The sequence below is a fragment of the Bacteroides intestinalis DSM 17393 genome (genome assembly GCF_000172175.1).
Taxonomy (GTDB): domain Bacteria; phylum Bacteroidota; class Bacteroidia; order Bacteroidales; family Bacteroidaceae; genus Bacteroides; species Bacteroides intestinalis.
Genome location: NZ_ABJL02000007.1, coordinates 271,401 through 296,301 on the forward strand (window position 1 = coordinate 271,401; position 24,901 = coordinate 296,301).

Annotated in this window: 16 protein-coding genes and 1 pseudogene; 2 read left to right on the forward strand and 15 right to left on the reverse strand. The window is 41.1% G+C overall.

Going from position 1 to position 24,901, the window contains the following annotated elements; all coding sequences use genetic code 11:
• Positions 1–121: 121 nt before the first annotated feature.
• From BACINT_RS05090 to BACINT_RS05100, 3 genes are all read right to left on the reverse strand, one after another.
• Complete coding sequence (locus BACINT_RS05090; protein WP_007661113.1) at positions 122–463, reverse strand: helix-turn-helix transcriptional regulator; 342 nt, start codon at positions 461–463, stop codon at positions 122–124.
• Positions 464–564: 101 nt separating this feature from the next.
• Positions 565–2,499, reverse strand: coding sequence for a hypothetical protein (locus BACINT_RS05095; RefSeq protein WP_118307877.1), 1,935 nt, complete (start codon positions 2,497–2,499; stop codon positions 565–567).
• Positions 2,500–2,518: 19 nt separating this feature from the next.
• Positions 2,519–4,252: a family 43 glycosylhydrolase gene (locus BACINT_RS05100; RefSeq protein ID WP_007661117.1), complete on the reverse strand. Its 1,734-nt coding sequence runs from the start codon at positions 4,250–4,252 to the stop codon at positions 2,519–2,521.
• Between the two features lie 161 nt (positions 4,253–4,413).
• Here BACINT_RS05100 and BACINT_RS24820 point away from each other — a divergent pair.
• Positions 4,414–4,536, forward strand: a pseudogene (locus BACINT_RS24820) (MmcQ/YjbR family DNA-binding protein); the annotation flags it as partial.
• 120 nt (positions 4,537–4,656) lie between these two features.
• Here the strand turns inward: BACINT_RS24820 and BACINT_RS05105 are convergent.
• Genes BACINT_RS05105 through BACINT_RS05115 form a run of 3 tightly spaced genes read right to left on the reverse strand, consistent with a single transcriptional unit; the run spans position 4,657 to position 6,718 of the window.
• On the reverse strand, positions 4,657–5,739 hold the full coding sequence (locus BACINT_RS05105; RefSeq protein ID WP_007661121.1) for a hypothetical protein: 1,083 nt from the start codon (positions 5,737–5,739) through the stop codon (positions 4,657–4,659).
• Positions 5,740–5,750: 11 nt separating this feature from the next.
• Positions 5,751–6,158, reverse strand: a complete 408-nt coding sequence (locus BACINT_RS05110) for a hypothetical protein (RefSeq protein ID WP_007661122.1) — start codon at positions 6,156–6,158, stop codon at positions 5,751–5,753.
• Positions 6,155–6,718: an RNA polymerase sigma factor gene (locus tag BACINT_RS05115; protein ID WP_007661124.1), complete on the reverse strand. Its 564-nt coding sequence runs from the start codon at positions 6,716–6,718 to the stop codon at positions 6,155–6,157. Before BACINT_RS05115 ends, BACINT_RS05110 begins: the two co-directional genes overlap by 4 nt.
• Positions 6,719–7,288: 570 nt before the next feature.
• On the opposite strand from BACINT_RS05115, the gene BACINT_RS05120 reads away from it, so the two are divergent.
• Complete coding sequence (locus BACINT_RS05120; protein ID WP_007661126.1) at positions 7,289–7,669, forward strand: MmcQ/YjbR family DNA-binding protein; 381 nt, start codon at positions 7,289–7,291, stop codon at positions 7,667–7,669.
• 32 nt (positions 7,670–7,701) lie between these two features.
• Here BACINT_RS05120 and BACINT_RS05125 read toward each other — a convergent pair whose 3' ends face one another.
• From BACINT_RS05125 to BACINT_RS05165, 9 genes are all read right to left on the reverse strand, one after another.
• A complete protein-coding gene (locus tag BACINT_RS05125; protein ID WP_007661128.1) occupies positions 7,702–8,157 on the reverse strand; it encodes a hypothetical protein in 456 nt (151 codons plus the stop codon).
• Entirely contained in the window at positions 8,112–8,510 is a 399-nt protein-coding gene (locus BACINT_RS05130; protein ID WP_021968013.1) for a hypothetical protein, read from the reverse strand. The genes BACINT_RS05125 and BACINT_RS05130 overlap by 46 nt, the downstream gene beginning before the upstream one ends.
• A gap of 8 nt (positions 8,511–8,518) precedes the next feature.
• Complete coding sequence (locus BACINT_RS05135) at positions 8,519–10,981, reverse strand: TlpA family protein disulfide reductase (RefSeq protein ID WP_021968012.1); 2,463 nt, start codon at positions 10,979–10,981, stop codon at positions 8,519–8,521.
• A gap of 331 nt (positions 10,982–11,312) precedes the next feature.
• Positions 11,313–14,930 carry a family 43 glycosylhydrolase gene (locus BACINT_RS05140; RefSeq protein WP_007661134.1) on the reverse strand — a complete coding sequence of 1,206 codons (3,618 nt, stop codon included), beginning with the start codon at positions 14,928–14,930 and terminating at the stop codon, positions 11,313–11,315.
• Positions 14,931–14,959: 29 nt separating this feature from the next.
• A complete protein-coding gene (locus BACINT_RS05145) occupies positions 14,960–17,635 on the reverse strand; it encodes an MG2 domain-containing protein (protein WP_007661135.1) in 2,676 nt (891 codons plus the stop codon).
• Positions 17,636–17,790: 155 nt separating this feature from the next.
• Entirely contained in the window at positions 17,791–18,702 is a 912-nt protein-coding gene (locus BACINT_RS05150; protein WP_117707246.1) for a hypothetical protein, read from the reverse strand.
• Between the two features lie 124 nt (positions 18,703–18,826).
• Complete coding sequence (locus BACINT_RS05155; protein WP_225663124.1) at positions 18,827–19,753, reverse strand: BT_3044 domain-containing protein; 927 nt, start codon at positions 19,751–19,753, stop codon at positions 18,827–18,829.
• Positions 19,754–19,778: 25 nt separating this feature from the next.
• Positions 19,779–21,776, reverse strand: a complete 1,998-nt coding sequence (locus BACINT_RS05160) for a RagB/SusD family nutrient uptake outer membrane protein (RefSeq protein ID WP_007661139.1) — start codon at positions 21,774–21,776, stop codon at positions 19,779–19,781.
• 15 nt (positions 21,777–21,791) lie between these two features.
• Positions 21,792–24,875 (reverse strand): SusC/RagA family TonB-linked outer membrane protein, encoded by a 3,084-nt coding sequence (locus BACINT_RS05165; protein WP_007661140.1) that lies wholly within the window; start codon positions 24,873–24,875, stop codon positions 21,792–21,794.
• Between the last annotated feature and the right edge of the window lie 26 nt (positions 24,876–24,901).

The following is a 24,901-nucleotide window of genomic DNA, read 5'->3' on the forward strand; positions in this document are numbered from 1 at the left end:
TTTCAATATTACATAACGGCTTCTCATTTTAAATTTATTGCATAGATAGCCCTTTCATACAAGGAAACCAAAATCAAAGCGTATACAAAACCACTAATATGAAATTTGTATACGCTTTGAACTATATTTCTGATTTAAACAACCTTTTAATAAACTCCGGTAACGAATCACAATCTATTTTCATTTTCTTTTTTAAACGACAACGCCTCATACGGAAAGATCTTGGAAGGATATGTAATAATTTTGCAATCTCAATATTCTTCATGCCAACATATAGCAAAAGTATAATATGAATATCATCCCTCGAAAGCATTGGGAAATTTTGACATAATTTACACGTAAAGTTGTTTTGCAATAGGTTTACTGAATCTTCCAATTCCTCCCAATCCGTTTCATCTAGATAATTTTTGGATAATAACTTATTCAAAAGTTCCTTTTTCACTATAATCATATTTGTTTCCATAGTAATTCTCTATTTATTAACTTTATCATCCTACTTTAAATAATATTTATTTAATCACTGAGTAATATTTTTCTATATTTTAAATTATCAAATAAACATTGTCACCAATATCTCTGTTTCCCCTCCTCATATTCAAAAATCCTCTCATCACTCCCACGAGTATGATTCTTCAGATAGAGCAAAGCCCCTTTAGGAACCGTATAAAGCAAGGAATCGGAGGAAGGTATCTGTTCACCGATAGAAATCCACTCTCCTTTTGAAGAATAGAACAGTTCATACGTATCCCCCTCGCGCACATAATTATCCCGGTTACGGGGAGTAAATATTATTTTCTGGATTAAACAAGGACGCCCTAAATCGAGCCCTGCCCATCCACCGGTCGGCTGATAATAATCGAAAGAGGTATAAGGGTCGCCATCGTAAACATTCCGGTAATCATGCTTTCCATCTCCATTTTGCCCATTAGGAGTACCGATAACCTTACCCTGCAAAGCACAAGTGTCCGCCGGACCTTCATAAAATGCAACTTCCGAAACATTGCAGTAGCCATTTTCGGGCCCCACGTATCGTACGTATCGATAGAGCTTTGTATTATTTAACCTCACAACACTATACAAGCGTACCGGAGCCTCCTTCACTACGTACAAAGTATCTTTCTGAAGAAAATCCGCGCGGTTACTGCCCTCAAATGCCCCGCCAACCATACGTTGTGCAAAAGGCTCAATAAACTGATGATACTTATTCAGAAGCTTTATTTCTTCCACCTCATCCGAACCCTCAAAATAATGGATACCTCCGGTGCTTCCATCAAGGACAAACGGATTCGATACCGGAATGAGCCGCCCATGCTTATAAACAGACAGTTGGAGTACAACCCCTCCTTCCACATCATTAAAGGAAACATCATTTTCTCCAGGATGCGCCCACGCTATAGGCTCCCAATCCATCCATGCAGGGCTGCACAAATACACTACTTCAGCTTCCGGAACTTTATGAAAAAGTTTCTCACGAGGTATATTCAGCTTCCGGGCACGCTTACCACTATACAGTCTCGTCACATCTATAAAGTGGGGAAACCGGAATGAAGGATAAACCGCTTCCGCATCTTTCCGCATATCCTTTACTACATCTTCATTCCGACTGAATGTTTGCCGATAAATCTTGGATTTTATTCCCCAATATTTACGGACAGGTTCCAACATACCGGTTTCATACATATAATATGACTCACCATTCTTATCCAATATAAAATTCCAGAAGTGAGCCACATTTCCATCACCGCGCAAAGGCATATAATCGCAACCGCAAGGAATGCCTAAAGCCCTGAAAATATAAATCAGCATATCCGCCGTCTCACGGCAATTACCGGAATGCCAGTCCACAAGGTCGGGGCCGATATGCGGACCCTCTCCGAACTGCCCTGTAAAATGAAACTTTATCCGGGAAATGGAATCTATCAATACCCGCGAAACAAACAAAGGGTCTTGTACCTCAGGAAGTGCCCTGACGGAGTCCAATATAGGATTGAAAGCATTGTATACCTTCTCACGCCAAGGTTTTAAAGGCTCGTCTTCTATCCTGTAAGGCAAAATGTATTCGCAAAAATCAGCGAAAGATACATTCTTACCCCACGGCTGTTCGTTCCAGACTTTAAACGCCCATTCAATATTGTCTATCAGGAAACCGGCTGGAAGCTCTAAATCAGGCTTAACCGTTGATTTTCTAAGATTAATGCGTCCATACATTTTCCGGATTGAATCCTGCACTTCACCGGGGGTATACAGTCCGGTACCATAAAGTTCGAACTGTTTCTGATAATGCTCCACCTGCTCGCCTTCGTACGAGCAATAATACGGAAGATTCTCTATCAGAAACTCGGCCGCCCGCAATTTCAGCGTATCAGCCTCATACCTTTTCAGCACCTCTCCCAACTGAGGATTTTCCTTGATGACATCCTCTAAAACATGCGAAGGATTATTCTCCCCACACCCGCTTACCAAAGCTCCCAAAAGAAAATACAAGATATACTTTTTCATCTTCATACATGCATAAGGATTATTCATCTTCTTTCATTACATCACCACGGGTAATACCTCCTTCATTGAAACTGTCAACTGCAAAATAGTAGGTTTGTCCGACCTGCAAGCACCTCAATTCAATCTCAGTATCATTATACACCATATAGCTATTGTACAACTTCTCCGGATGGATTCCAAAACGAATACCATAGCCGGTTGCCCCTTCTACTTCCCGCCATTTCAATATGACGCTTCTTCTATCCTCTTTATTCCGACAAATACGATAAAATTTCGTTTGGGGCGGAGAAGGTTTATCCGACCGTCCAAATACACGTAAGCCGGAAACAGAGAATTTACCGGAAGGACAATAAATATTTGTAAGCCGGACATACCGCGTCTTCACGGCTTCTTTAAGTTGGATATAATCATGAGGAGCATCCTCTGTATTCACCGACTTGTCTACCAAAAAATTCCACTTTTTCCCGTCTACAGACTCCTCCAGATAGTATTGATAAAAGATACTATCTGACCGCCCGAACAAATGGGCATCATGGTCGGCAAAGTTTATCTGCACGGCGTTTATTTCGCACTCTTCACCCAAATCCACCGACAGGTATTCTCCTTTATCGGCCGTTTCGGCACTCCACCAGGTTCGTATATCTTCATCAACAGCACAACATGCCGGATATTTTCTGAGTTCGGAAGAAGATCTGACACTTTTATTATGGGACAATAGCATCCAACCGGGAAACAGTTCCTCAGGAGAAGTTATTTTATGGCCAGGGACAATCATCGGGTAATCTCCCAGCTCTGTATAAGCGTACATTACGCTATCTTCATCAAAAAAAACCGGATATAGAGACAATCTTCTTTCAAAATAATGCCGGGCGGTGACAGCAACAGTACCCACATGCCAGTAATTGCCATATTTATCCTGGAAAGTTCCACCATTTCCGGCACCAGTAGTAAATCCTTCCGGCTTGTAAACAAGCGGATTGTGCTTCGCCAAAGTAAAAGGTCCTAACGGAGTGTCGGAGACATATACCCCATCATTGGAAGTTTTAAACTGTATGCCGGGAGAAGCATACTGTAAATAGTATTTTCCACCACGCTTATTCATCCACATGCCTTCTAACCAAGGAGTCGCATCCATCCAGTCGTGACGATCACCGGGTGTCTCCCATCCATTGTCCCGTTGGCAACCTCTAATTAATGGAGAAGGCTCACCCAACAATTGAAATGTACGCGGATCCACTTCTACTCCGGTTAAAGAAACAGAATTACCCGCTCCCGCGTACAAGTATAATCTTCCTTCATCATAAAAAAGCATTGGCTCCAACATTCCCGGAGGAAAACTGCAAGCTACCGCTTCCCAGACTCCAGACTTCGGGTTATCAGTTTTATAAATGGTATCCGTAGCATAAGAAGCTGTGTAATACAGTTCACCCTGCATTTCCACAACTGTAGGCGCAAAACTTTCTGTAGGAAGATTTGTGTCACCAATTAATTTCCAATCTATTAAGTCAGAAGAATAATAATAGCCCCCCGAACCAAACAAAAAAAGATAGTAACCGTCTTCAAACTGAATAATACAGGGATTTGCAGCATCTCTGCGAGAAACATCATCGAGACAGAAACGGTAATTCAAATTGAGAGGATTGCTTATGGTACGGAATACAAGATTCTCCGTATCGGGTATCCGGCATCCTGCTACCACAACAATTATCACGACTAATACCCATATAGTTTGTCGGTTATACATAGCATTCATACATATTAAATTAACTTTTTATATGAACACAAAGTTAGGCTATTAATAAAGTACCCTTATTAGATTACAGATATTCGATTTTAGATATCAGATATTTAATCAGAAATTACCTCCAAAAGTGTTATATTTGCCTTCGTATACTGTTTAAAAATCTATCAGAAATGAACATTGAAGAATTTAAAGAATATTGTCTGTCATTAAAAGGTGTTCATGAGAAAATGCCGTTCTCGAATATTCCTGATAAATACAGTCGTGATGTTCTATGTTTTTATGTAGCGGATAAGAACTCGTAAGGAAGTCTTATGACATTGTTGTCAAAAGACTGACAAAGAAAGAACGGGAAATGCTACTATCAAGTGATGAATAGCATTCCCAACATTATGATATATATGAATCTTAAAGAGTTATGAAAGCTTTCTATATAGTCTCCAACAGTATCCACCAATAAGCAATATCAGTAATAATGTAATTCCAAAAGCCCAATAATTAACTACACGGGATTCAGCAACAAGCATATAATCACTGTCCAACAGACGAAAAGCATCTACTTTCCAAATGAGTGACTCATCTTTTTGCATGGCGGCATTGGTAGAAACCACCCTGCCCGGCATGAATAACTCAAACTGCACAGCATAACCAAACAATTCTGCAACCCGCCCTTTTTCCTCAAACAGATCATCCATTGGCTTTTTATTGTCCACATATAAGTTTGAGAAATATTTCGTTTGACTCAATTCATCCAGATAATTGCATATCTCTTCGGGCGATCCGTCATCATCGGCATCTTTTCCGGAAAAGTACTTCCCATAAACCGATTCCTTCAGATCTGCCAACTGATGTACAAAGTCCGTATCTTCTTTTATCGTAATGAAATGAAGAATTACTTCACAACTCAATTCATACTGACTACGGTTATACCATTTCCAGAATTTGGCTTCAATGTCATCCAACCTATTATTCTGTTCAATACCATTTAATCCGATCAAAGCCTCCTGATCTCCCCGGAACCATATCCGCTGCTCCTCTTTACTCATATAATTTTCGAGAGGTACCGGACCTTTATCGGGTAATTTACTGTAAGTAGCCGTATACTGATAATATGTATAGAACCAGCGGAAACTTTTCCGAAGTTTTTCAACCGGAACTACCAGAGGAATACTGTATTCCTTTCCATCCAAAGTACTGAAGCTCTCGGAACCTACCGTTGGATAAGTCCGGCAAACTTTCACATTCAGTTTGTCTTCATCTCCCCAACAGTTGAATTTAACAACAGAGTCCAGATTACTCACTTCCCATCCCGAATCTATCCGGAATAAAAACGGATTATGAGTCCTGTCTCCTGCAAGGAAAGCAGAGTCGCCATAAGCATACACCTCTCTGTGCATACTACCATCACTATTTACCTTAGAAACCATCCGGTAATAGGTACCACAGGAAGTCATACTGAGCAGCAAAACAATGGCTGCCATCCATTTATACGTTCTCATAATGATATAATTTAATAAGTTTTCTTTGTAAGTTCCATTATTCTCTTTTGTCTGAGCTTCTTATACTGCACATACTGTCCGGACAAGTAATCACTCTTTTCAGAAAGCCTCATCTTCTCCCAGCCTTCCGGTAGGGAATAAGCACTGTTTTCCTGGAAACGATACTCCTCTTCTACTCTGACACCATCGGGAACCGGACTAAGAAGAGTCTCACTCACCAACAAGCACAACAAAAGTCCTGCGGCTATCCCGGATACCCAACTGCCAATCAGCAGACTTTTCCTTTTCTTCTTTCGGGGAACGATCCTGCTCACTTGCTGTAAAATGGCAGTAGTCAGTTCATCCGGATTACTCAATATAGGCTGTACATTTCTCACCTCATCAAGCCATTCATTGTAAAGTTTATCATCTTGTTTCATAAGCCAGCATCTATTTGATTCATTTTGTTTCGTATATTCTTCCGGGCCAGGTAAAGAGTGGTTTTAATGATTCCGGCAGAAAGTCCGGTGATGGTTTGCACCTCCGGCACATCCAATTCCTCAATATCCCGTAATGTAAAAATCAACCTTTGCCGGGGAGACAGTTCATCGGTATATCTCAGGATTAGTTCACGCAGTTGCTTGTTCACCACTGCCAATTCTACATTATCATCTGACGAGATATTCACGGAAACGGAATAATCTGCTTCATTATCGAGTGGTGAATGGTACAGGGAACGCAGACGGTCATAACAAGTATTGCAAGTGATTTTATAAATCCAGGTAGAGAAACGGCACTCACCATTATATTTACCCAGTGCCAGCCACACCTTTACAAAGGTTTCCTGTACCATATCTTTAGCCTCATCTTCGTCGCACAACAATCGGAAAGCAAGCCGGAATACAAGTGGCTGAAACGTAGAAACCAGCAGAGAGAATGCTGCTGCATCCTCCTGCTGGCTCCTACTTATAAGCTCTTGTATTTTTTTCTGGTCCATCATAATAATATCTTCGTTTATTATATGATACGTAAGAAAAACCTTCCGGTCAATTACAAAGAGCCAAATATAGGAAATATCTTAAGTAGATGAGTATAATTACTATTTGCCATCGTATATTTTCTTTTCTTTGTTTATCAAGTTATCTTTTTAAATATAACATCAATCAGGTCTCACAAAGGAAAAAAAATATCTTCTCAAAATCGAATTATTCCTCTTTCGGAACAAACTCCTTATAACCCTGAAATATCCACTTTATAAAAGGTCGGAGCAACATTGTTCTTCTCAAGAAACATCACCATATAGATGGGTGCATAGACAATATTGACTACAACGCACAGATTGTCGTTATTGAATACGACAGTGTACCAGCTCTATAAAGTAGACACTAAAAACAATAGTATTCACACATATTAGATTAACTTTTTATATGAACACAAAGTTAAGCTACTAATAAAGTACTCTTATTTATCAGATTACAGATATTTGATTTTAGATATTAGGTATTTAATCAGAAATTACCTCCAAAATGCGTATATTTGCCTTCGTATACTGTTTAAAAATCTATCAGAAATGAACATTGAAGAATTTAGAGAATACTGTCTGTCATTAAAAGGAGTTCATGAGAAAATGCCGTTCTCGAATATTCCCGACAAATACAGTCGTGATGTTCTATGTTTTTATGTAGCGGATAAATGGTTCTGCTTTGTAAATATCGAAGTCTTTGACTTTTGCTGTATCAAATGTAATCCGGAAGAATCGGGAGAATTACAAACCACATATATAGGAATAAAGCCCGGATGGCACATGAATAAGAAATACTGGATCAGTGTTTACTTCAATCAGGACGTGCCTGACGAGAAAATTAAAGAACTCGTAAGGAAGTCTTATGACATTGTTGTCAAAAGCCTGACAAAGAAAGAACGGGAGATGCTACCATCAAGTGATGAATAGCACTCCCGACATTAATATGATACATAAGCTGACTATTTGCCAAGCATTTTCCACATCCTTTTATTTAACTCTTCATCATCCAATTTGGGAAACTCTTTCAGGATAAACTTCTTGCCATCGGCAGTAAACTCCACATCTCTCGTGTCGATCTTTGATATATATTCTCTCAAACGCTCCGCCTCATTAATCACAGTCTGCATTTTGGCAGAAGGGGTGAACGTCACATAATATCCATTAGGAATATAATCGGATCTCACCAGATATTCTATATGCCTACACCCTAATTTTAATAGTAAGTCTGCTATCAACTTCGACTTGTTTTGGGCATTGGTCATAAAAAAACGGTACTTCCCGATTTCATTATCACAAGCCTTCCCATAGCATAAATAAGCCCCAAGCAAAAAGGACAATTTCAGTTTCTCCGTTTCTATTTTTTCTCCGCTTACTTTTCCAGAATAAACCCTGTTACCCTGCGCTGTACAAGCCATTTTGGCTCATAATTATAATACTTATCCACCTCGGCAGACAATCCCGGTGAATATATCGCTATTTCCGGAACAATATTCTCGGTTTTTACAATAGATATATCTTGATAATCAGAATCAAAAAGAGAAGACAGAAATAGTACTGTAGACAACTCATTCAGCCGATATTTTTCAACTCTTTGATAAAAGGCATCCTCGCCTTTAACTTCGAAGGTGCGATCATACCCCATATATTCATCCAGAGTTCCCACCAAAAAGCACTCCTTATCATACTTTTCCACATCAAACTGCGCTTTCGCCAACAAGCTGAAAAATGAAAACAGCACAAACAACAGACAGCTATTTATTTGCTTCATAATATGAGTCATTTTTTACTTCCAAAACGTTGTTTCAGATATTTCTCCAGATTATAAGTTCCCGGAGAATTTCGCAATACAGTACCATCTTTTTCTATCCACTCATAATGAGGGATACCGTTGAAGCGGAACAATTGGCGGAGATAGTTGTAATCTGCCTGAGGAATACGATAACAAGCCTCACCTTTCAAATTCTTTTCCACATACTCATTATAAGTCTTTTCTGGACTTTCACGATCACTGGTGATGTATATGAACTGGAATTCCGGATGATCTTTATACTGTTGGCGCAAACCGGCAGTATGTTCAATACCTCCACGACAGGGACCACAGAACGTTGCCCAAAAATCTACAAATAAAGCTTTACCCGCATGGGCTTTAATGATATTACGGAAGATGTCCGTAGCGGGCCCTTCAGGCAGAGTGTAAGTACTATCGTTTTGTTGCGGAAACGCTTTGGCATACAAACGCTCCGCCTCGGCAAACATGAACGGATGGCCGATTAACTGTTTTTCTTTCTCCAACAGGCTACGGGCACCTTCTCTATCCAATTGTTTTAAATCAAAAGGAAGACTACGCAAAGCAATGATCTGCGAAACCAACGGAATATATCCGACTATGGTATCCAATCGTCCAGATTTTTCTTTTTGATATTTAAAGAAATCATTTATTTTCATTCTTTTTTCATCTTCTGCTTTTTGATTTTCATCAATAGATACAGAAACACCATCCATTACCTCGTTTTCCTTTCGATAAGCTTCAAATAAATCCTTATATTTTTCTCTAAGTTCTTCCCATATCTTCGTCTCCGCAATGAGTTCGCTTATCTCTCTTGTCACAGTCTTACCTGCTCTTTCTTCGCTATCTTTTCGCATTTTTTCTTGCTCGGGAGTCAATACTACACCATTCTTCTTCAAATAAGTAAGAACAGATTTTTCAGGATATTTATAGGCAATCTTTCCCATTTCAACAGTCGTTGTATCACCCATAGCCCTTGCAAAATTCATATACTCAAGGCGGTTGATAAACGTACTAAAATGCCTATCCGCTACGATAAGACTATCATTAAGCGGCATCTGTCGTAAGAAGTGGTAATAAGTTGAATCTTCCTTAACCTTCAGAACCTCGTTATCTTTATTCTCTCGTGCCAGATAATCTCTATCCATTACAAAGTCCAGCATCTTATAACCTTGGAAAATCATTGCCGCATTTTTCACCAAGCGTGCTGCCTTTCCCACATATCCGTTGACAGCTACAAGCGAGTCAGCCTGTTCTGACCAACGACGAAACATGGGTTCGCAACGCTCTGTAAATTGCGTAGGAGTCAGCTCTTTCTGCATCTTCGAGAAATCCTCATAACGGAACACGAATAAATCATTCGCATATTTCAGCGCCCTTCCTATATATGCAGTAGGCCCCATATAATGGAGATTGTGATAAGGATAATCATAATCACGGGCACGGCTACGCGCCATGATCGCTTCCCAATCCACATACATGGTTACAGTCTGTCCCGGCTCTATATAAAAAGGCAACCAGTTATTATTGAACACTACCGAACTTACCATAGGGTAGTTGACCTCAAATTTACACTCAAACCTTCCATTGGGTTGCAGAGTCACTACCATCGGATAGTCTTCCCGAGTCAGGTCATTGGAAACATAAATCAGACCGTTGGTAAAACCTAATTTCTGATCATAGCCGGCAATGTATCCTTGCAGGCAAACACTATCACGACGAAATACCGGACTCTCATTCTCTTCAACCTGCATCGCCTTCATGCTTCCCGCATCCCGTGAATAAAGCCGGGCGGGTTCTTTATCTTTCTTTATCCGGCACAGACCATTCTTTTGCGGAGTCAGTTCCAGTTCCACTTTATCACCCCGGTCATCTTTCAAAGTGAACAGCATGCTTTTGCCTTTCTGACGGATTGCTTCGTACTGATAGAAACGGTTGTCCATGACAGCAAGAGAATCGTATATGCCGAAAGCCCATTCATAATAGCCATCCATTCCCATCCAGTTGCCGGAAACTTTATCGAAAAGTGAGGCTTTGGCATCTTTCTTCTCCAAAGATATATAGAATGTATGCGACTCATCGCCTTCATCGTCATCGAGGAAATGAATCTCTTTTGTTGTTTCAGGAAGCGGTGGAAAAAGAAGCACAAAATCTAAAGTTCCCGAATCCGGAGTATATACTTCTTTATCCAGTTCAAAACCTTCGCTCCCCGTAAGATAATATTTCTCACCGGTATTCGCATCTTCCAGATAAGTGCTCTTACCCAGCATCACCCACCAATGTGGACGGAAAATAACATGGATATGCAACCTCGTTGCATCTGGAGTACGTTCAATACGAGTAATATTATAGATACTGCCCGAACGGAATTTAAACTTAGGATTGTCGATCACATTTTGTGCCTGAAGCATACAAGTGATACAAAGCAGGAGAAGGAAAATAAGTTTTCTCATGGTATAGTTGTATATAATTAATTTCTACTAAGACTCAAAGATTAATCACTCTGACAAATATAAGCAATAAAAAAGAAGAACTTTTATTTTGAATAAATATTTTTCAAAAACTAATATTTAAGAGTAAAGTATCCTTTTGAAAGGGCTACACCCTTTATATGAAAAGGTGTAGCCATGAGACTAAAAGGGTGTAACCATCCGGGCAAAAAGGTGTAGCCCTTTCAGAACAAGGCTACAAATACCTGTAGGCTGGATTATATCATCCTTATAAATACGTTTTCAAAGAAATTGATTGCCCACTTATGTAAACTAATCAGATTCTATCATCTGATTACTTCAGTATGGCAATCTTCTCTCTTCCCACAATATAAATTCCTGCAGGCAAATCCCGGATCACCTCACTTCTGCGCACCTGAGTGCGGAGCTTGATTCCCGTAATGGTATAGACATCTACCTGTGGATCTTTATCCACGGCCACATCTTCGATACCGGTGGGATCTTTGTAATCATCGGAATTAGTCAGATAGACTTTCTCTATGACAATGGGCTTTCCTCCTAACGCCCAAAAACCTACAATATAAATATGGCTCGGATCAAGTTTCACTTTGGGATTACCCTTATACATATTATTCAAATCAACAACCACTTGCTTACTACTCTTGATTTCATATTCGGCAGCTCCCGACCAATAGTTATTCTCATCAAACAAACGGAATGAAGCACCGTTGTCCGAGTTATCATTGCCCATTTTTGCCACAACGTATTTATATTCTGATAAATCAATACCGTTATCGTACCACCAGCCGCCGAAACCATACTGTCCGGTCACTAATGTATGCGTATTCTCATCAAAAGAGCCGGTCGCATAAATATTGGGATTAAACAATTCTGCTGTTAATGGAAAAGTGGAAGAAGTGACATGAATCGTCAAAGACTGACGGTCGCCCAATGGACCTTTGTAGCTGATAACTATATCACTTTCTCCATCCTGCAAAGCCATTATACGCCCATTAGTTACACGCACGACATCCGGATTTTGATTTTCATAATCGGCCGCCATAGTGATATCTTCCGTATGGCCATCGGCATATATTCCTTTCACTGTAATTGTAGAAGAACTTCCGGTAAGCAAAGTTAGCTCTTCATCTCCATCGATGGTCAATTCGGTTAAGGTTAGTGATTCTTCACTATAACCCTCAAAAGAATCGTCAAAATAGAACTCTTCATCAAACTCCGGTTCGGTAGAGAACCAGTCTACATCTACATAGCCACCTGTCTGGACAGTTGCATAATTAAAGATAGCGAACTTATTGCCTGTGAATACCGTCAGATCATACTTCATGTTCAGGTCATCTCCTAATTTTGTATAGGTCTTGTTGTCCAGGCTGTAGTAGAAACCTGCCTTACTCGTGCTGTAATTGGCAATAGCTCGCAGATAGATTACCGGTTCAGTGACTACCTCTCCTATCTGTTCCGACTTTGCAGCCGACGAAACTACAGGGGCAGTGGTATAAACCAACCGCTTCTGTCCATCTATGACTTTAATACCAATAAAAGCATAAGGGTCCTGAAATACTGCCAATCCTGCCACATCGCCTTCTTGCATTTTTCCTATCTCCATTCTGACCGTACCATAGGAATGCTCCAAATCCTGTGGATATCCCAGAATTCTTTGGGTCAATGTATTCTTGGCTTTATGCAGGCTGTCAGTAACATTTGCCGTATACAATCGCAAATAGCCGGCATGTTCAGTCAACGACCATTTTGATCTGTCTGCATTATGATTCCATCCCCATTGCAGTCCTAATTTATAATGCCTGAAATTATCATTTGTAGGCAATGACTTTATGGGGTATTCCCTACCAACATCGGGCTTACGATAGGTAGTGACTCCTTTTCCATTCTCACCGATTTCAGGCCAACCATCCACCCATTTTACGGGTTGCAGGTTAGGAAACCGTCCATAAGCACCTTTATCGTAGAAAAGCATAGTCCACCACTCTCCAGTCTGCGTTTCTACCAAAGCTCCCTGATGAATGTTGTCATCGTCTATCAGCTTCTTCTCCTCATAAGGTCCGTAGATGTCTTTGGAACGGAAAACAGTTTGGAAAGCAGGCCATCCTCCATACGTAGAGTAGATGTAATAATATTCACCTATCTTATACAAACGGCTCCCTTCGAGCCCTTCGCGGAAAGACCATTTAACCACATCCTTATCGTTACCGGGAATTTTATTGAAATCTGCATCCAATTCGGCTATGCGAAGCTGATTGATACCGTAAACTACGTATATTTTATCATTATCAAAAAGCAATCCGCAATCATAAAAACCGTCATTCAACTTCTTCTTTTCCCATTCACCTTCAATATCAGTAGTGGTCAATAGGTATCCACCTTCATCCAGTGTAGTAAACAGGAGATAGAACTTGCCGTCATGATATTGAAGCGCTGTTGCCCACTGTCCGCGACTGTAACGATTCTGACCATTTTCAAGATTATAACCATCGGATGCCTCTATCCGCTCCAACGGATTACAGCAATACTCCCAGTTCACCAAATCATAAGATTTCAGAATGGTAGCTCCGGGAAAAATGTACATAGTAGTGGATACCATGTAGTACACATCACCTACACGGATTACATCAGGATCAGGGAAATCACCGAAGATAACGGGATTGGTATATGTTCCATCTCCATTATCACTATGAGACTGATAAGTGAAATCGGGACGCGGATAATTCTCCTTTGCATATTCCTGATACCAGTGATAGGTAGGCCACGGACAAGCTTCCGGATCAGTCAGGAAAGTGTATGCCTCTCCTTCGGCAGGTGGAGTATCTTTAAACTTTGCCAGCAAATCGGCACCCGTAAAAATAAGCCAGCTCACATTGCCCGAATTATCTACAATATGTTTCATATTCGCTCCAAAACCCGGACCGCCAAATGTACCGGTATGGGCTTTCCCCCATGAAGCATTATATTTTGACGGCGCCCAATCCATTTCTGTTATCATGATAGGTGCGAATGTCGCTACCGGAGCTACAGAATCATCCCATCCCTGCTGGAAAGGTTCATATCCTCCTGTACTGGAACCACCGTCTCCATTTTCCCCGTCACTTCCCATCCAGCCCGGGTAAAGGTGAACAGCATAGCCAATATTTTCTCCCTCAATCGGATTAACAGCAAATCCTTTATACAACCCCTGATAACCCAAACCGGGTATCCAGAGAATATTATCACAGCCCTGTGCACGCATCGCATCTACCACCGACTGGAAATACTCTTTCAGTTTATCGAAGTGTCCCTGCGAACCGGCTCCATAAGTACCATCAGGACCAAGTATATTAATCGGCTCGTTGGCCAGTTCAAACATAATATTGGGATGATTCTTTAATTTCGGATGCTGGGCTACATGTGTCCATACTTTAATGAGATACTGATTATACTCATCTCCTACAGCTATCTTTTCCGGACAGACTCCGGGAGGACGCATCACCACATAAAGCCCTTTTGAGACGGCATATTCCGCCATCGGAATAAAAACCCTATCAAGATAGGTTTTGAACCGGTTGAAATCGAATGCTGAAATATCATTCTCTCCTTCTACATGAATTCCCGGAGAGTTCGACCAATACGGGTCCATGTGTAATCGAAGAAAGTTCATTTTCCAACCGGCATCTATAATGTCGTCAATCAGTCCTTGATTGTATTTCAAGCATTTTGCCACGTCATAATTGTCCCACTTCTGTCCCATCTCATTGAACCACGGACTATAGGTTTGTGCAAACCCATGTAAATTAACCTTATTCCCATGCGGGTCTACCAAATAACGGCCTTCGACATGCAATCTGGGCATTGGCATATCTTCCCATGCCCAAAGCGTGGAGGAAGACATCAAACAGCATAAAGCTATAAGAAATTCGTAAAATACATTTGTAATGTTTTTCATAAGCAATATTTTAAATAATTCTGAGAAAATTAATAAGAAGCATTATGCCGCGATACAATTTTCTCACCTGAATAAATGAGATTGCCTGAAGCGCAGACACCTTCTATCACTATCCCATAATCGGCAGCAGAATCAGCCGTATAGAAACTGACGTGAGCAGTTCCCGATTCATCAACCTGAACGCTCGGATTCCAGTATATCGTTGAACGCAAGTCAGGAGTGGTGGATTCTTTCTTCGCTTTGGTGTCATACGCCGGTGAGTAAAACTCTACAGTCTGCTGGTAGCCGACACTCGCAATAGTCTGTATGTTGCTGTTCATCTTATTTTTCTGCACAAACCCATTCTTCGTAGTGACTACTATGGCACCATTTCCCGCAGCCGACCCATAAAGAGGACCGACAGAAGTGGCAGGAGAGTAAAAAACATCTTTGATATCATCCACGTCCAACAGGTCAAAATCAAAATTTTCTTCGGGAACATTGTCCAGTAACACCATGACCGGAGCAAATCGATAACGCACCTCATTATTTGTGACAGTGATGCCCGGTAAACGTCGCAAAAGGTCGTATGTAGAAATAAAATGTCCTTTTTTTACATCCTCTTCTGTAAGCACCTTCGAAGTTCCTACCGAATAAAAGGGAGATTCCGTTTTTACAGCTCTCTCTCTTCTGGCTGTCACTATCACTTCCGCCAGATTATAGACTCTCATTCCATTTTCTATAGTATATTTTTGGTCCATCTTTGCCATATAGTTTTCTTCTATATGTGGTTTTTCAATGCGGGGAATAAATCCGATTTTAGGGGCAGGAAATGATTTATAGGGGTCCAGTTCTATAAAGACTTTTGAAGAACCTTTCTTGCTAAGAGCCTGAACTATATACTGAGTACCGCTGGGATATTCCAGCCTGTCGAATACAAACCGCCCATTCCGGTCAGGCTTCGCCAGTTCTGTCCCGATGAGCGAATCTTTAAGGGCAAGCAAAGAGATATTTCCCTCTTTCAATGCAGAAAACAAGCCCTCTACTTTACCGGAAACTTCGTCGCCCAATTCCAAATTGTAGGGTAATGTGTCGGTTATATTGCCTTTCAATACCTCCGGAATGTTGTATTTCCGCCAGCCTTGTGTCATCATCAGCAAATCCAGAGCATAGGAAGAACTGCGGCTGTCCTGCAAGTAACTCAACGGTGACTCAATGTGTCCTTTAAGATCGGAAGTGAGCAATAAAGTGGAAACAATGTTGGAAACGGTATCCGGCTTCACGTCTGTTCTGTCAACAACTGCAAGTGCGAAGTTGCCTGACATGGGGTTTCCGTTTATATCTTTAATCTGTATATCCATATCTACCTTCTCTCTTGCCAAGTAATTTTCGCGGTCAAGCCGGACTTCAGTCTGCACCAGCGCGCTTTTTTGCAGAGAAAACACTAAACGTTCGCTCAGAATATTTCTCCCTTCATCAACCAGCAGAAAATGAACGATACCTGCCGGGAAGAAGTTTTTTTCGAAGTCAACATAACTTTGTTTGTTATCCCAAGGCTGTGCATACAGAACGATGCCACGCAAATGTGCCACCAGCGTCAGCGAAGTCCCCAATGGGGTATCAGGTGATTTGGAAAGACTTACCCGCAAATAATCTTTAGACCAAAGTGTATTCAGGGAGATAGCATCCGGAGAAGGCTCGGGCAAATCAAAACGCTGGGAAACGCCTGTTCCGTCACTACAAACGGCATGATACTTTTTTCCGGGAACGTAATACATCCGGAAACTCCCCATACCCAAATGCTGGCTCTTGAAATCGGCACATACCTGACCTTCTTCGTCAAGTACCTGACCTTCTATCTCTGTAGACAAACCATCTGCATCAATAGCCTTAAATGCCATTTTGATTGTGGTGGACTGAGCTGCATGACCTCCTTCGGGAAAAAAAGCTACATCAAAGTTTTTACTCAATTCGGGGATTCTGAAATAGCGGTTGGAGATTTTGCCGTCATACACTGTTTGCAATAAAAATGTACGCGAAGCGGGAATTTCTTTCTTTTTGAAAGTGTAATGGATATTTTCTCCTTCCAATGATAAGACTTTTCCTTGTTTGTCCCTGTCTCCATCAGGAAATAGAATAGCTTGTGTGGGAGTGACGGATCGGTTGTCCGGTTTAGTAAAAAAATGTATTTCCGCATGAATGTCGTTGTTTTCAGCAGAATAACTGATTTCCGGAGATATCGCTTCGGATACGGGATCGGATATATAAATCAATTTATGGGGAAAGTACTCTTCACCTATATTCTGCATGAACCAAGTATAGGCCCTGAGAGAATAGTTGCCTTCCGGCAGGTCTTCACCCAATGGAATATGTCCGTAAAAACACCCCAAAGAGTCCGGTCTTATTTTCACTCTCTCCACCAGGTTGCCCAACGGATTCACCAACTCTACATATACATATCGGCTGGCATTAGCTTGCTTTAGCATAAGGGCATCTACTAAGTGCGCCCTGAACCAAAGGGTTTCACCGGACATGTAGATGCCACGGTCTGTCTGAAGGTAAATCTTTTCCTGGGGGAAATTTGACAGTTGCTCTCTAAATAGATTTTCAAGGGTATCTGTCGGTACAGACTGGGGAGCGGTACCATCTGCCCAAAGGCTGGGAGACAGCATCAGGCAGCACAACCATACCATGTATTTGACAGAACTGTTCGCAATGTTCTTCATTATTTTTTCTTTTTAATTATTAATTCACCACAGAATACACAGATTAACACGAATACTTTCTCATTATCAGCATTGTAGAGTAACAGATTGCTTTCTTCCTTGTTTTCCATTGGAAAACAAGGAAGAAAGCAATGGAAAGATTTCACAAGTACTTATTAGTAAGTAGGCATTGGAGAATCTGGATAATAAACTACTCCATCCAAAACTTGACTCATTTTTACAGAACGGACTATTTGGCTCAAAGGCTCTAAATTAGTTGTTTTATACACACAGTAGTTTGTACATGCTGGTAATGATGAACCATTACCAGGAGATAATTTGGGACACCCTCCATCGTAAAGACGAATATCTAAAGTAAAAGTCGCATCCGGACGATCCCAAAATCTATCTAATTGTGGATGGCTAATTTTTATTACCTCGGACATAGATGAAGTAAGAACCGGGAGATCAACCCAATTCGTAATATCTTCAACATCATATACAGGTGTAGGGGTATAAGGGTAATAAGGAAGGTATTCATAATGATCGAAGCTCTGAACATGCAAGATATATAACAATAACCCTCTTTTAGGAAACTCTCCTCTCGAAAAATAGAAATTATGCTCCAAGTCTACGCCTATACTTAATACTGGATATCGTGGGTTATATCCATGACTACATCTTGGTGGCTTAGCAGGATCATTCATAATACCGAGTGAAATAGTTATTGGTTGACCAACATATCCATTAGAAGAACGACCTCTTACTGTCGCTGTCACAGGTCCACTGTATGATGCAATAGAGGACAAAAAAAACTTCTCACTTCCAGAGTCGTTACTACTTGAAAATGAACCCAATGACATACCAGATCCAGTAGATACTCCTACTTCGATGCCAACATACTTACCAAATGGCTCATTCCAAGAAATAGAAACAACATTCCCTGACAATGATAAATCAAGAGAACCCGACGGCCCCCTTGTCGTTGCAGACGAAGGGTCATTTTTTTCTTCTGTGATCGGATCATCTTCTCCTTTACATCCAATACATAATAGCATCAGAAACAAACAATAAAATAAATGCTTCATAATGGTTCAGCTTTAAAAATTTGACAATATTTACTTATAGAATGGTGTTTCTCACGAAGCACCATTCTTAAACTAATGATAATAAAAAAGTCACAATCTGTTTTTTTACCTTAAAAACACCTTTCTAATAATCGTACTTTCTATTTTCTTCCATCCAGTCGTTTATCTTGCGTACTTCATCATCGTTCTTACGCTCTTTATACACAAATCCCCGCGTTTTCTTCAACATACCATCCTCTCTGAAAGTATACCACAAATCGTACACTTCCATTTCGGGGTAATACTTACCGCCACCACTGACAAGGTTAAACTTATCCCAAGACTTTAAGGTTACTGAATTATCTGAATTTATGGTGATATTAAAGCAATAATCAGGTCTGTAGTCTGTAGCACCTTTTGACCACTCATTCTTTTGATGATACATACGTACAGTGTTACCATCAACTACAGCTTGCAACGTGCGAGGCGACTTATAGATAACGGAATCTTTCGGATTATCAGCAGGCTTAATCACACCATCCATATAATAAAGCCCTGAATAGTCATTCATCAGATTCAGACGGATTAGCACCACTGTATCTTCTTTAGCCAATTCAAAACGAGATGTTCCACTAAGTTTAAACGCCATCATATAGAGCGAATCTATATGCAAAGTGGATGGGTCAATGTGAACAGGATACGTGCCATAGGTTTCACCCTTTTTCACAACTACATTTTCTTGTGGAAAACTATAGATACCATTTGTCAACGTACGATACTTTATATCATCCGAACCGAGTTCTTTCTGGTTATAACTTTCAATACCAGAAGGAAATTCTTCAACAGTAACAGTTACATCTTCCTTGGCAAGCAGCGAACCGCTGATGGCAACCGATGCATATATGGTATCTTTTTCATAACCTATATTCAGATCTCTATTTATAATCTTATCTTTTGCCCCAACCAGATAAACCGTTTCGGGCCATAAATTCTCTTCCATAGGTATTTTATTGTCGCAACCCGCCATACATGCCAACAGCAAGGTTATCGAAAAAAATGCTATTTTCTTCATATTATCAACTTTTAGTGTTTTCATTTTAATTCCATCCCGGGTTCTGTACCAATTTACCGTTCTTTCTCAGCACATTTCTGTCAAGCGGCCACAGATACATCTTGTTGGAAAACATACGTTTCATGGTTTTTTCTGTATTCCAAATTCTCTCTGTATAGAACTGTTCGCGTTGTGATTCGCGAGCACTTACATCCAATCCTCTGATGGGTTTGTTGTAAGCGTCATAGGCATCTTTCCAACGGCGCAAATCCCAATAACGATGACTTTCGAAAGCAAATTCAATCAACCTTTCATGCTTAATCAGTTCACGCATCCTGCTTTGGTCGGCTGCATCGGCAGTTGTGATTCCCGGTTGACCGGCACGATAACGAATCTGATTGAAATATTTCACCATCTGATCCACATCACGAGTAACCGTCACCTGCCCATCTTCGTCCGTATACGAACCTTCCATTTCGTTCATCGCTTCTACATACCCCAACAATACTTCGGCATAGCGGAATATCGGATAAGTTTTCGCTTTTACCACTCCATTCCAAAAGATACAATCATCCTGATGCACATATTTCCGGCAGGTATATCCGGTCCTGGTTCTGTTATCATTATTATTCATATCAGATGCACTACCTCCGTAATAATAGTCGGTAACATAGTTTCTGGTACCTGCTGACAAACCGTCACGGTGGGAAGTTGTAGGCCAGATACAAGCATTGAAACCAATAGTCGCATAAAAACGCGGCTCACGACCATCATCACGATGAGCTCTGTTTCCGGAAAGAAGATAATCTGACGAGAATGTTTTATCTTGTCCCACTGCCTGCCATGATTTTTCCGCCTGAGTAGCTTCACTAAACGGTCTACCGTCAGCCATCCGGTATTCATCAATCATATCCAAAGTAACACTAAATGAAGATATTCCCCCCAATTTGGAAGGTGTCACAAGAATATAGTTTCCATTATTTTTTGAAAAATAGATGTATTCTTTAACCAACTCAGGCTGGTAAGTGCCATCAAACAGCGTCTTGTATGATTTATAGGGATCTATGCCTCCGGCTCCATCAGGGAAGTTGGCATCGGATACCGTCTCGGGAAGAGGCAATGTGCCTGTACCCTTTTCATTCACTATTTTAGGTACAGTATGAATGGCATACTTATTCATATCAATAATCCGCTTGAACGTGGCGGCAGCTTTTCCCCACTTAACCTTGTCTTCCGTCTGGGCAATGAAATTCCTGCCCTCTGAGTCTTTCCAATCGGAATAATAACTGTTACCATTGAAAAGGGGGCTGGCAGCATAGAGCTGCATACGAGCTTTGAACGCCAAAGCAGCACCCTTGGTAGGTATATACTGCAATGCATCTATACGACTTGGAGGCAGCAATTTAGCTGCTTCTTCAAAGTCGGCACAGATTTTCTCTACACACTCATCGTAAGTGGAACGCTCGAATGAAACTGACGCTACATCTTCGTCCGTATCGAAAGGACGGTCGGGAAGTACAACCACAGGCCCGTACAATCTTACCAAATAGAAATAGAAGTAAGCCCGCAGAAAATAAGCCCTTCCCTTGAAATCACGCATTTCCATCTCGGTAAGCTCCTGGTTTTTGGATATATTCTCCAATACGATGTTGGCCTTACGGATTCCTTTATAGCAATCGCCCCACGGATTAAACCATGTGTTCGTTTCTTTCACTTCATCATAAAGTATAGCATTTCCATTCGTTACAAACGGAACGATTGCTTCATCTGAGCCCAATCCACTGGGTAATGTAGAAGACCATCCCCAACCATTCATAAGTATTGATTCATCAGGAAGCAGTGCAGCCGCTCCATTGATATACTCTTCCGTTCTGGAGCGGGAAAGGAAAATGGAGTCCAGCGTGGTCTGATCGTACACATATTTGTCAATGTCCAAGTATTTTTCGCACGAACCGAACATAATGCTTGAGACCAAAATAACGGTTATTGCGGCTATTCTACCGAGAAAACCGAATTCTCTTTTATAATTTCCAAATTTTATCATAATTGTCAGGTTATATTAGAATGAAAGATTAAGCTGTAAAGTATACACTCGCTGGACAGGATAGACTGTTCCATTGTCTCCTGCTTGTGCGGGATCCAGCATCTTCTCTTTAGACCAAACTGCCAAATTGTCTCCAATCACACTAATTACTGCTTTCTGAAGACCAAACTTTTTCAGGAATTGGTTCTTGAGTGTATAAGAGACTTGCACATTCTTCAGACGCAAGTAACTACCATCAGACAACCAAAAAGAAGATGATTGACTATTATTACTGCTACCTCCATAATAAAGACGAGGGTACTTGGCGTTCGGATTCTCGGTGGCAGGGTCGCCTGAGATTTCACGTGAAATCCATCGGTTTGCCGGATTGGCAAAGTCTGTAATCACATTACCAGCTGTACTACCCGAGAATGGCTGATACATATTTCCACCTTTAAAATAGGTCACGCGGCTTACTCCCTCGAACAGGACACTTACATTAAAGTTCTTCCAGTTAAACTCTGTGGCAAATCCATACTGTATCTGAGGCACATAAGAATACTTCAAAGGTACAATATCATCCCAATTGACAATGCCATCACCATTGACATCCTTATACTTGATGTCACCAGGCAAGTAATTGCCAAAATCCTGACGAGGACTATTATCTATATCTGCCTGGTCTTTAAACAGGCCCAAAGCTATCAAGCCTCGGTTAATTCCACTTTGATATCCTACGGCTGATTGGTAATCGTATTTCTTAAGATCTTCCTCGAAATTGGTGATTTTGTTCATGGACTGTGTGTAGTTGGCACGTATAATCAGGTATTTGTCATTGTCACCCAAAGGCTGCGTATATGAGATATGTCCATCCATACCCCAGCTCTTCATTTCACCTACATTGGCCCAAGGTAATGACGGAAGTCCCATCTCTTCGGGTACACTCTGGCGTTGTTGATAAATACCTGAACGTATATCCTGGAAGAAATCGACTGTCATTTCAAAACGTTCGTGGAAGAAACGTGTATCAATACCGATGTCAGCTTTCTTGGCCTTTTCCCAGCGCAGGTTGCTGGAACCCACTTGCGTTTCGGTCAAACCGGAACCGTTATTCCAACTGCCGGAACCTGTGTGACCAATCAAAGTCAGATAGGGAAAACGTACCGAGTCATCCCAAGTGAGACGGTCATTACCTACTATACCATACGAAGCCCTGATTTTGAAATAATTGATAAAATTGTCCTTATTACGCCAGAAGCGATATTGCGTGGGAGCCCAACCTATAGAAACAGCGGGAAACCAACCAAATTTCTTACCTTTCTCAAAAGCCTCCGAACCGGTGTAACCCATATTAAATTCGGCCATATAAGTATCATCATACGAATAAGAGAAACGGCTTGAGTAACTATTATAACGTTTAGGGATAGCAGTCAGCAATTGATTATATTTCGATGCTTCATAATCGCTCCATTCGGCCTTCACCAAAGCACCTACCTTATGTACCTTATTAAATGTCTGGTCGTAATTCAGTCGGAAATCCCAATAAATTCTACGCTCAGTGTCATTCCAATTTGTATAATAGGGCTCCACTGCATCAGATATTTTCTCCAAATCGAGTGTTCCATCACGTTTATAACCATGAGCATAATAAATGGCCGGCATTTTTTCGCGAACTTGGGTTCTCGCACCTATCGAATTAATGTTGACCAATCCTGCAATACTCAGTCCGGGAGTTATCATCTTCAAATCCTGATTGAGCTGCATCGTGATTTTATTGTCATTGGAATAGAACTTACGATAACCCGTCATATTCAACAATACATACGGACTGATATTCGATTTATCAGTGCCATATCCAGGTGCCTGCCCTGTGGTGTACATCAACGGTACTGTCACCGGAGTCAGATTGGATTGTGCCTGCCACAATACCTTACTGTCGTTTCCATATCCCGGATAATTCTGAGTAACAATCACAGTCTCTTCATTCAGCGAGAGCGTAGTGGTGGGAGTGACATTCACATCCACATTGGCACGGAAATTAAACTTGTTGTAATTTACGTTCGTATTGTATTTGTTTACCCCTTTGTCTTGCTTAAAAATAGCATCTTTTGTCGTAAAACCAGCACTGATGTAATAACGAGCCACTTCACCACCTCCCGATGCACTCAGGAAGTATTGTTGGTTCCAGGTATAGTCTTTCAAGATAACATCCCGCCAATCCACATCCGGATGAAAATCAGGATCCATGTGATTTCTAAACAGTGCCAAATCCACATCCGTATAAACAGGAATACGTCCACGTGTCACGGCAGCTTCGTTGGCGAGTGCCGCATATTCCGCAGCACGTACATATTTGGGCATTTGAGGAGAATAAGAAATACCAGTATTTGCCTTCACCTGCAAATTCAGCTTTCCCGCCTTACCCTTCTTGGTACTTACCAATACTACACCGTTGGCACCACGCACACCATAAACCGCCGTAGAAGAGGCATCCTTCAAGATAGAGAAACTTTCGATGTCTTCGGGGTCGAGCGTATTCAAGTTACCTTCGATACCGTCAATCAATACCAAGGCACCCTGTCCGGCACCAAAGGTACTAATACCACGCACCCAGAACTCGGAGAAATCCTTACCCGGCTCTCCACTACGTGTAACGGAAATGATGCCCGGAACACGTCCGCCCAACATGTTGCTTATGGAAGTGGCAGGAGTTTTCAACGTAGCCACCTCAACTCCAGTAATGGCACCTGTCACATTAATCTTCTTCTGTACCTTACCCGATGCCGTAATCACAACCTCGTCCATTACATTCGAACTCTCCTTCAACACCACGCGCATGCGCTCGTCACTCTTGTTCATCTTTATCTCCTGAGGATCATACCCCACATAGGATATGACCAACGTATGCCCGGCTTTGATACCCCCTATCTTGAAACGACCGTCAATATCCGTAATGGCACCCATAGAAGGAACTTCCTTTACAGAAATCGATACTCCGATTAAGAGTTCGCCTTTCTCGTCCATAACCGAACCCGAAGCTACCACAGTCTGTTGCGCATAGGCCAAATTCATAGAACTTACCCATGCCATAAGAAACAGTAATATATGTTTAATCTTCATCTTGATTCATTTTATATGATTTCTAC

Excerpts from the sequence above, each read along its gene's own strand:
- BACINT_RS05115 (WP_007661124.1), bottom strand. The coding sequence starts at position 6,718 with ATGATGGACCAGAAAAAAATACAAGAGCTTATAAGTAGGAGCCAGCAG.
- BACINT_RS05140 (WP_007661134.1), bottom strand. The coding sequence starts at position 14,930 with ATGAAAAACATTACAAATGTATTTTACGAATTTCTTATAGCTTTATGC.
- BACINT_RS05095 (WP_118307877.1), bottom strand. The coding sequence starts at position 2,499 with ATGAAAAAGTATATCTTGTATTTTCTTTTGGGAGCTTTGGTAAGCGGG.
- BACINT_RS05100 (WP_007661117.1), bottom strand. The coding sequence starts at position 4,252 with ATGAATGCTATGTATAACCGACAAACTATATGGGTATTAGTCGTGATA.
- BACINT_RS05105 (WP_007661121.1), bottom strand. The coding sequence starts at position 5,739 with ATGAGAACGTATAAATGGATGGCAGCCATTGTTTTGCTGCTCAGTATG.
- BACINT_RS05110 (WP_007661122.1), bottom strand. The coding sequence starts at position 6,158 with ATGAAACAAGATGATAAACTTTACAATGAATGGCTTGATGAGGTGAGA.
- BACINT_RS05135 (WP_021968012.1), bottom strand. The coding sequence starts at position 10,981 with ATGAGAAAACTTATTTTCCTTCTCCTGCTTTGTATCACTTGTATGCTT.
- BACINT_RS05150 (WP_117707246.1), bottom strand. The coding sequence starts at position 18,702 with ATGAAGCATTTATTTTATTGTTTGTTTCTGATGCTATTATGTATTGGA.
- BACINT_RS05155 (WP_225663124.1), bottom strand. The coding sequence starts at position 19,753 with ATGAAGAAAATAGCATTTTTTTCGATAACCTTGCTGTTGGCATGTATG.
- BACINT_RS05090 (WP_007661113.1), bottom strand. The coding sequence starts at position 463 with ATGGAAACAAATATGATTATAGTGAAAAAGGAACTTTTGAATAAGTTA.
- BACINT_RS05125 (WP_007661128.1), bottom strand. The coding sequence starts at position 8,157 with ATGGCTTGTACAGCGCAGGGTAACAGGGTTTATTCTGGAAAAGTAAGC.
- BACINT_RS05165 (WP_007661140.1), bottom strand. The coding sequence starts at position 24,875 with ATGAAGATTAAACATATATTACTGTTTCTTATGGCATGGGTAAGTTCT.
- BACINT_RS05160 (WP_007661139.1), bottom strand. The coding sequence starts at position 21,776 with ATGATAAAATTTGGAAATTATAAAAGAGAATTCGGTTTTCTCGGTAGA.
- BACINT_RS05130 (WP_021968013.1), bottom strand. The coding sequence starts at position 8,510 with ATGAAGCAAATAAATAGCTGTCTGTTGTTTGTGCTGTTTTCATTTTTC.
- BACINT_RS05120 (WP_007661126.1), top strand. The coding sequence starts at position 7,289 with ATGAACATTGAAGAATTTAGAGAATACTGTCTGTCATTAAAAGGAGTT.
- BACINT_RS05145 (WP_007661135.1), bottom strand. The coding sequence starts at position 17,635 with ATGAAGAACATTGCGAACAGTTCTGTCAAATACATGGTATGGTTGTGC.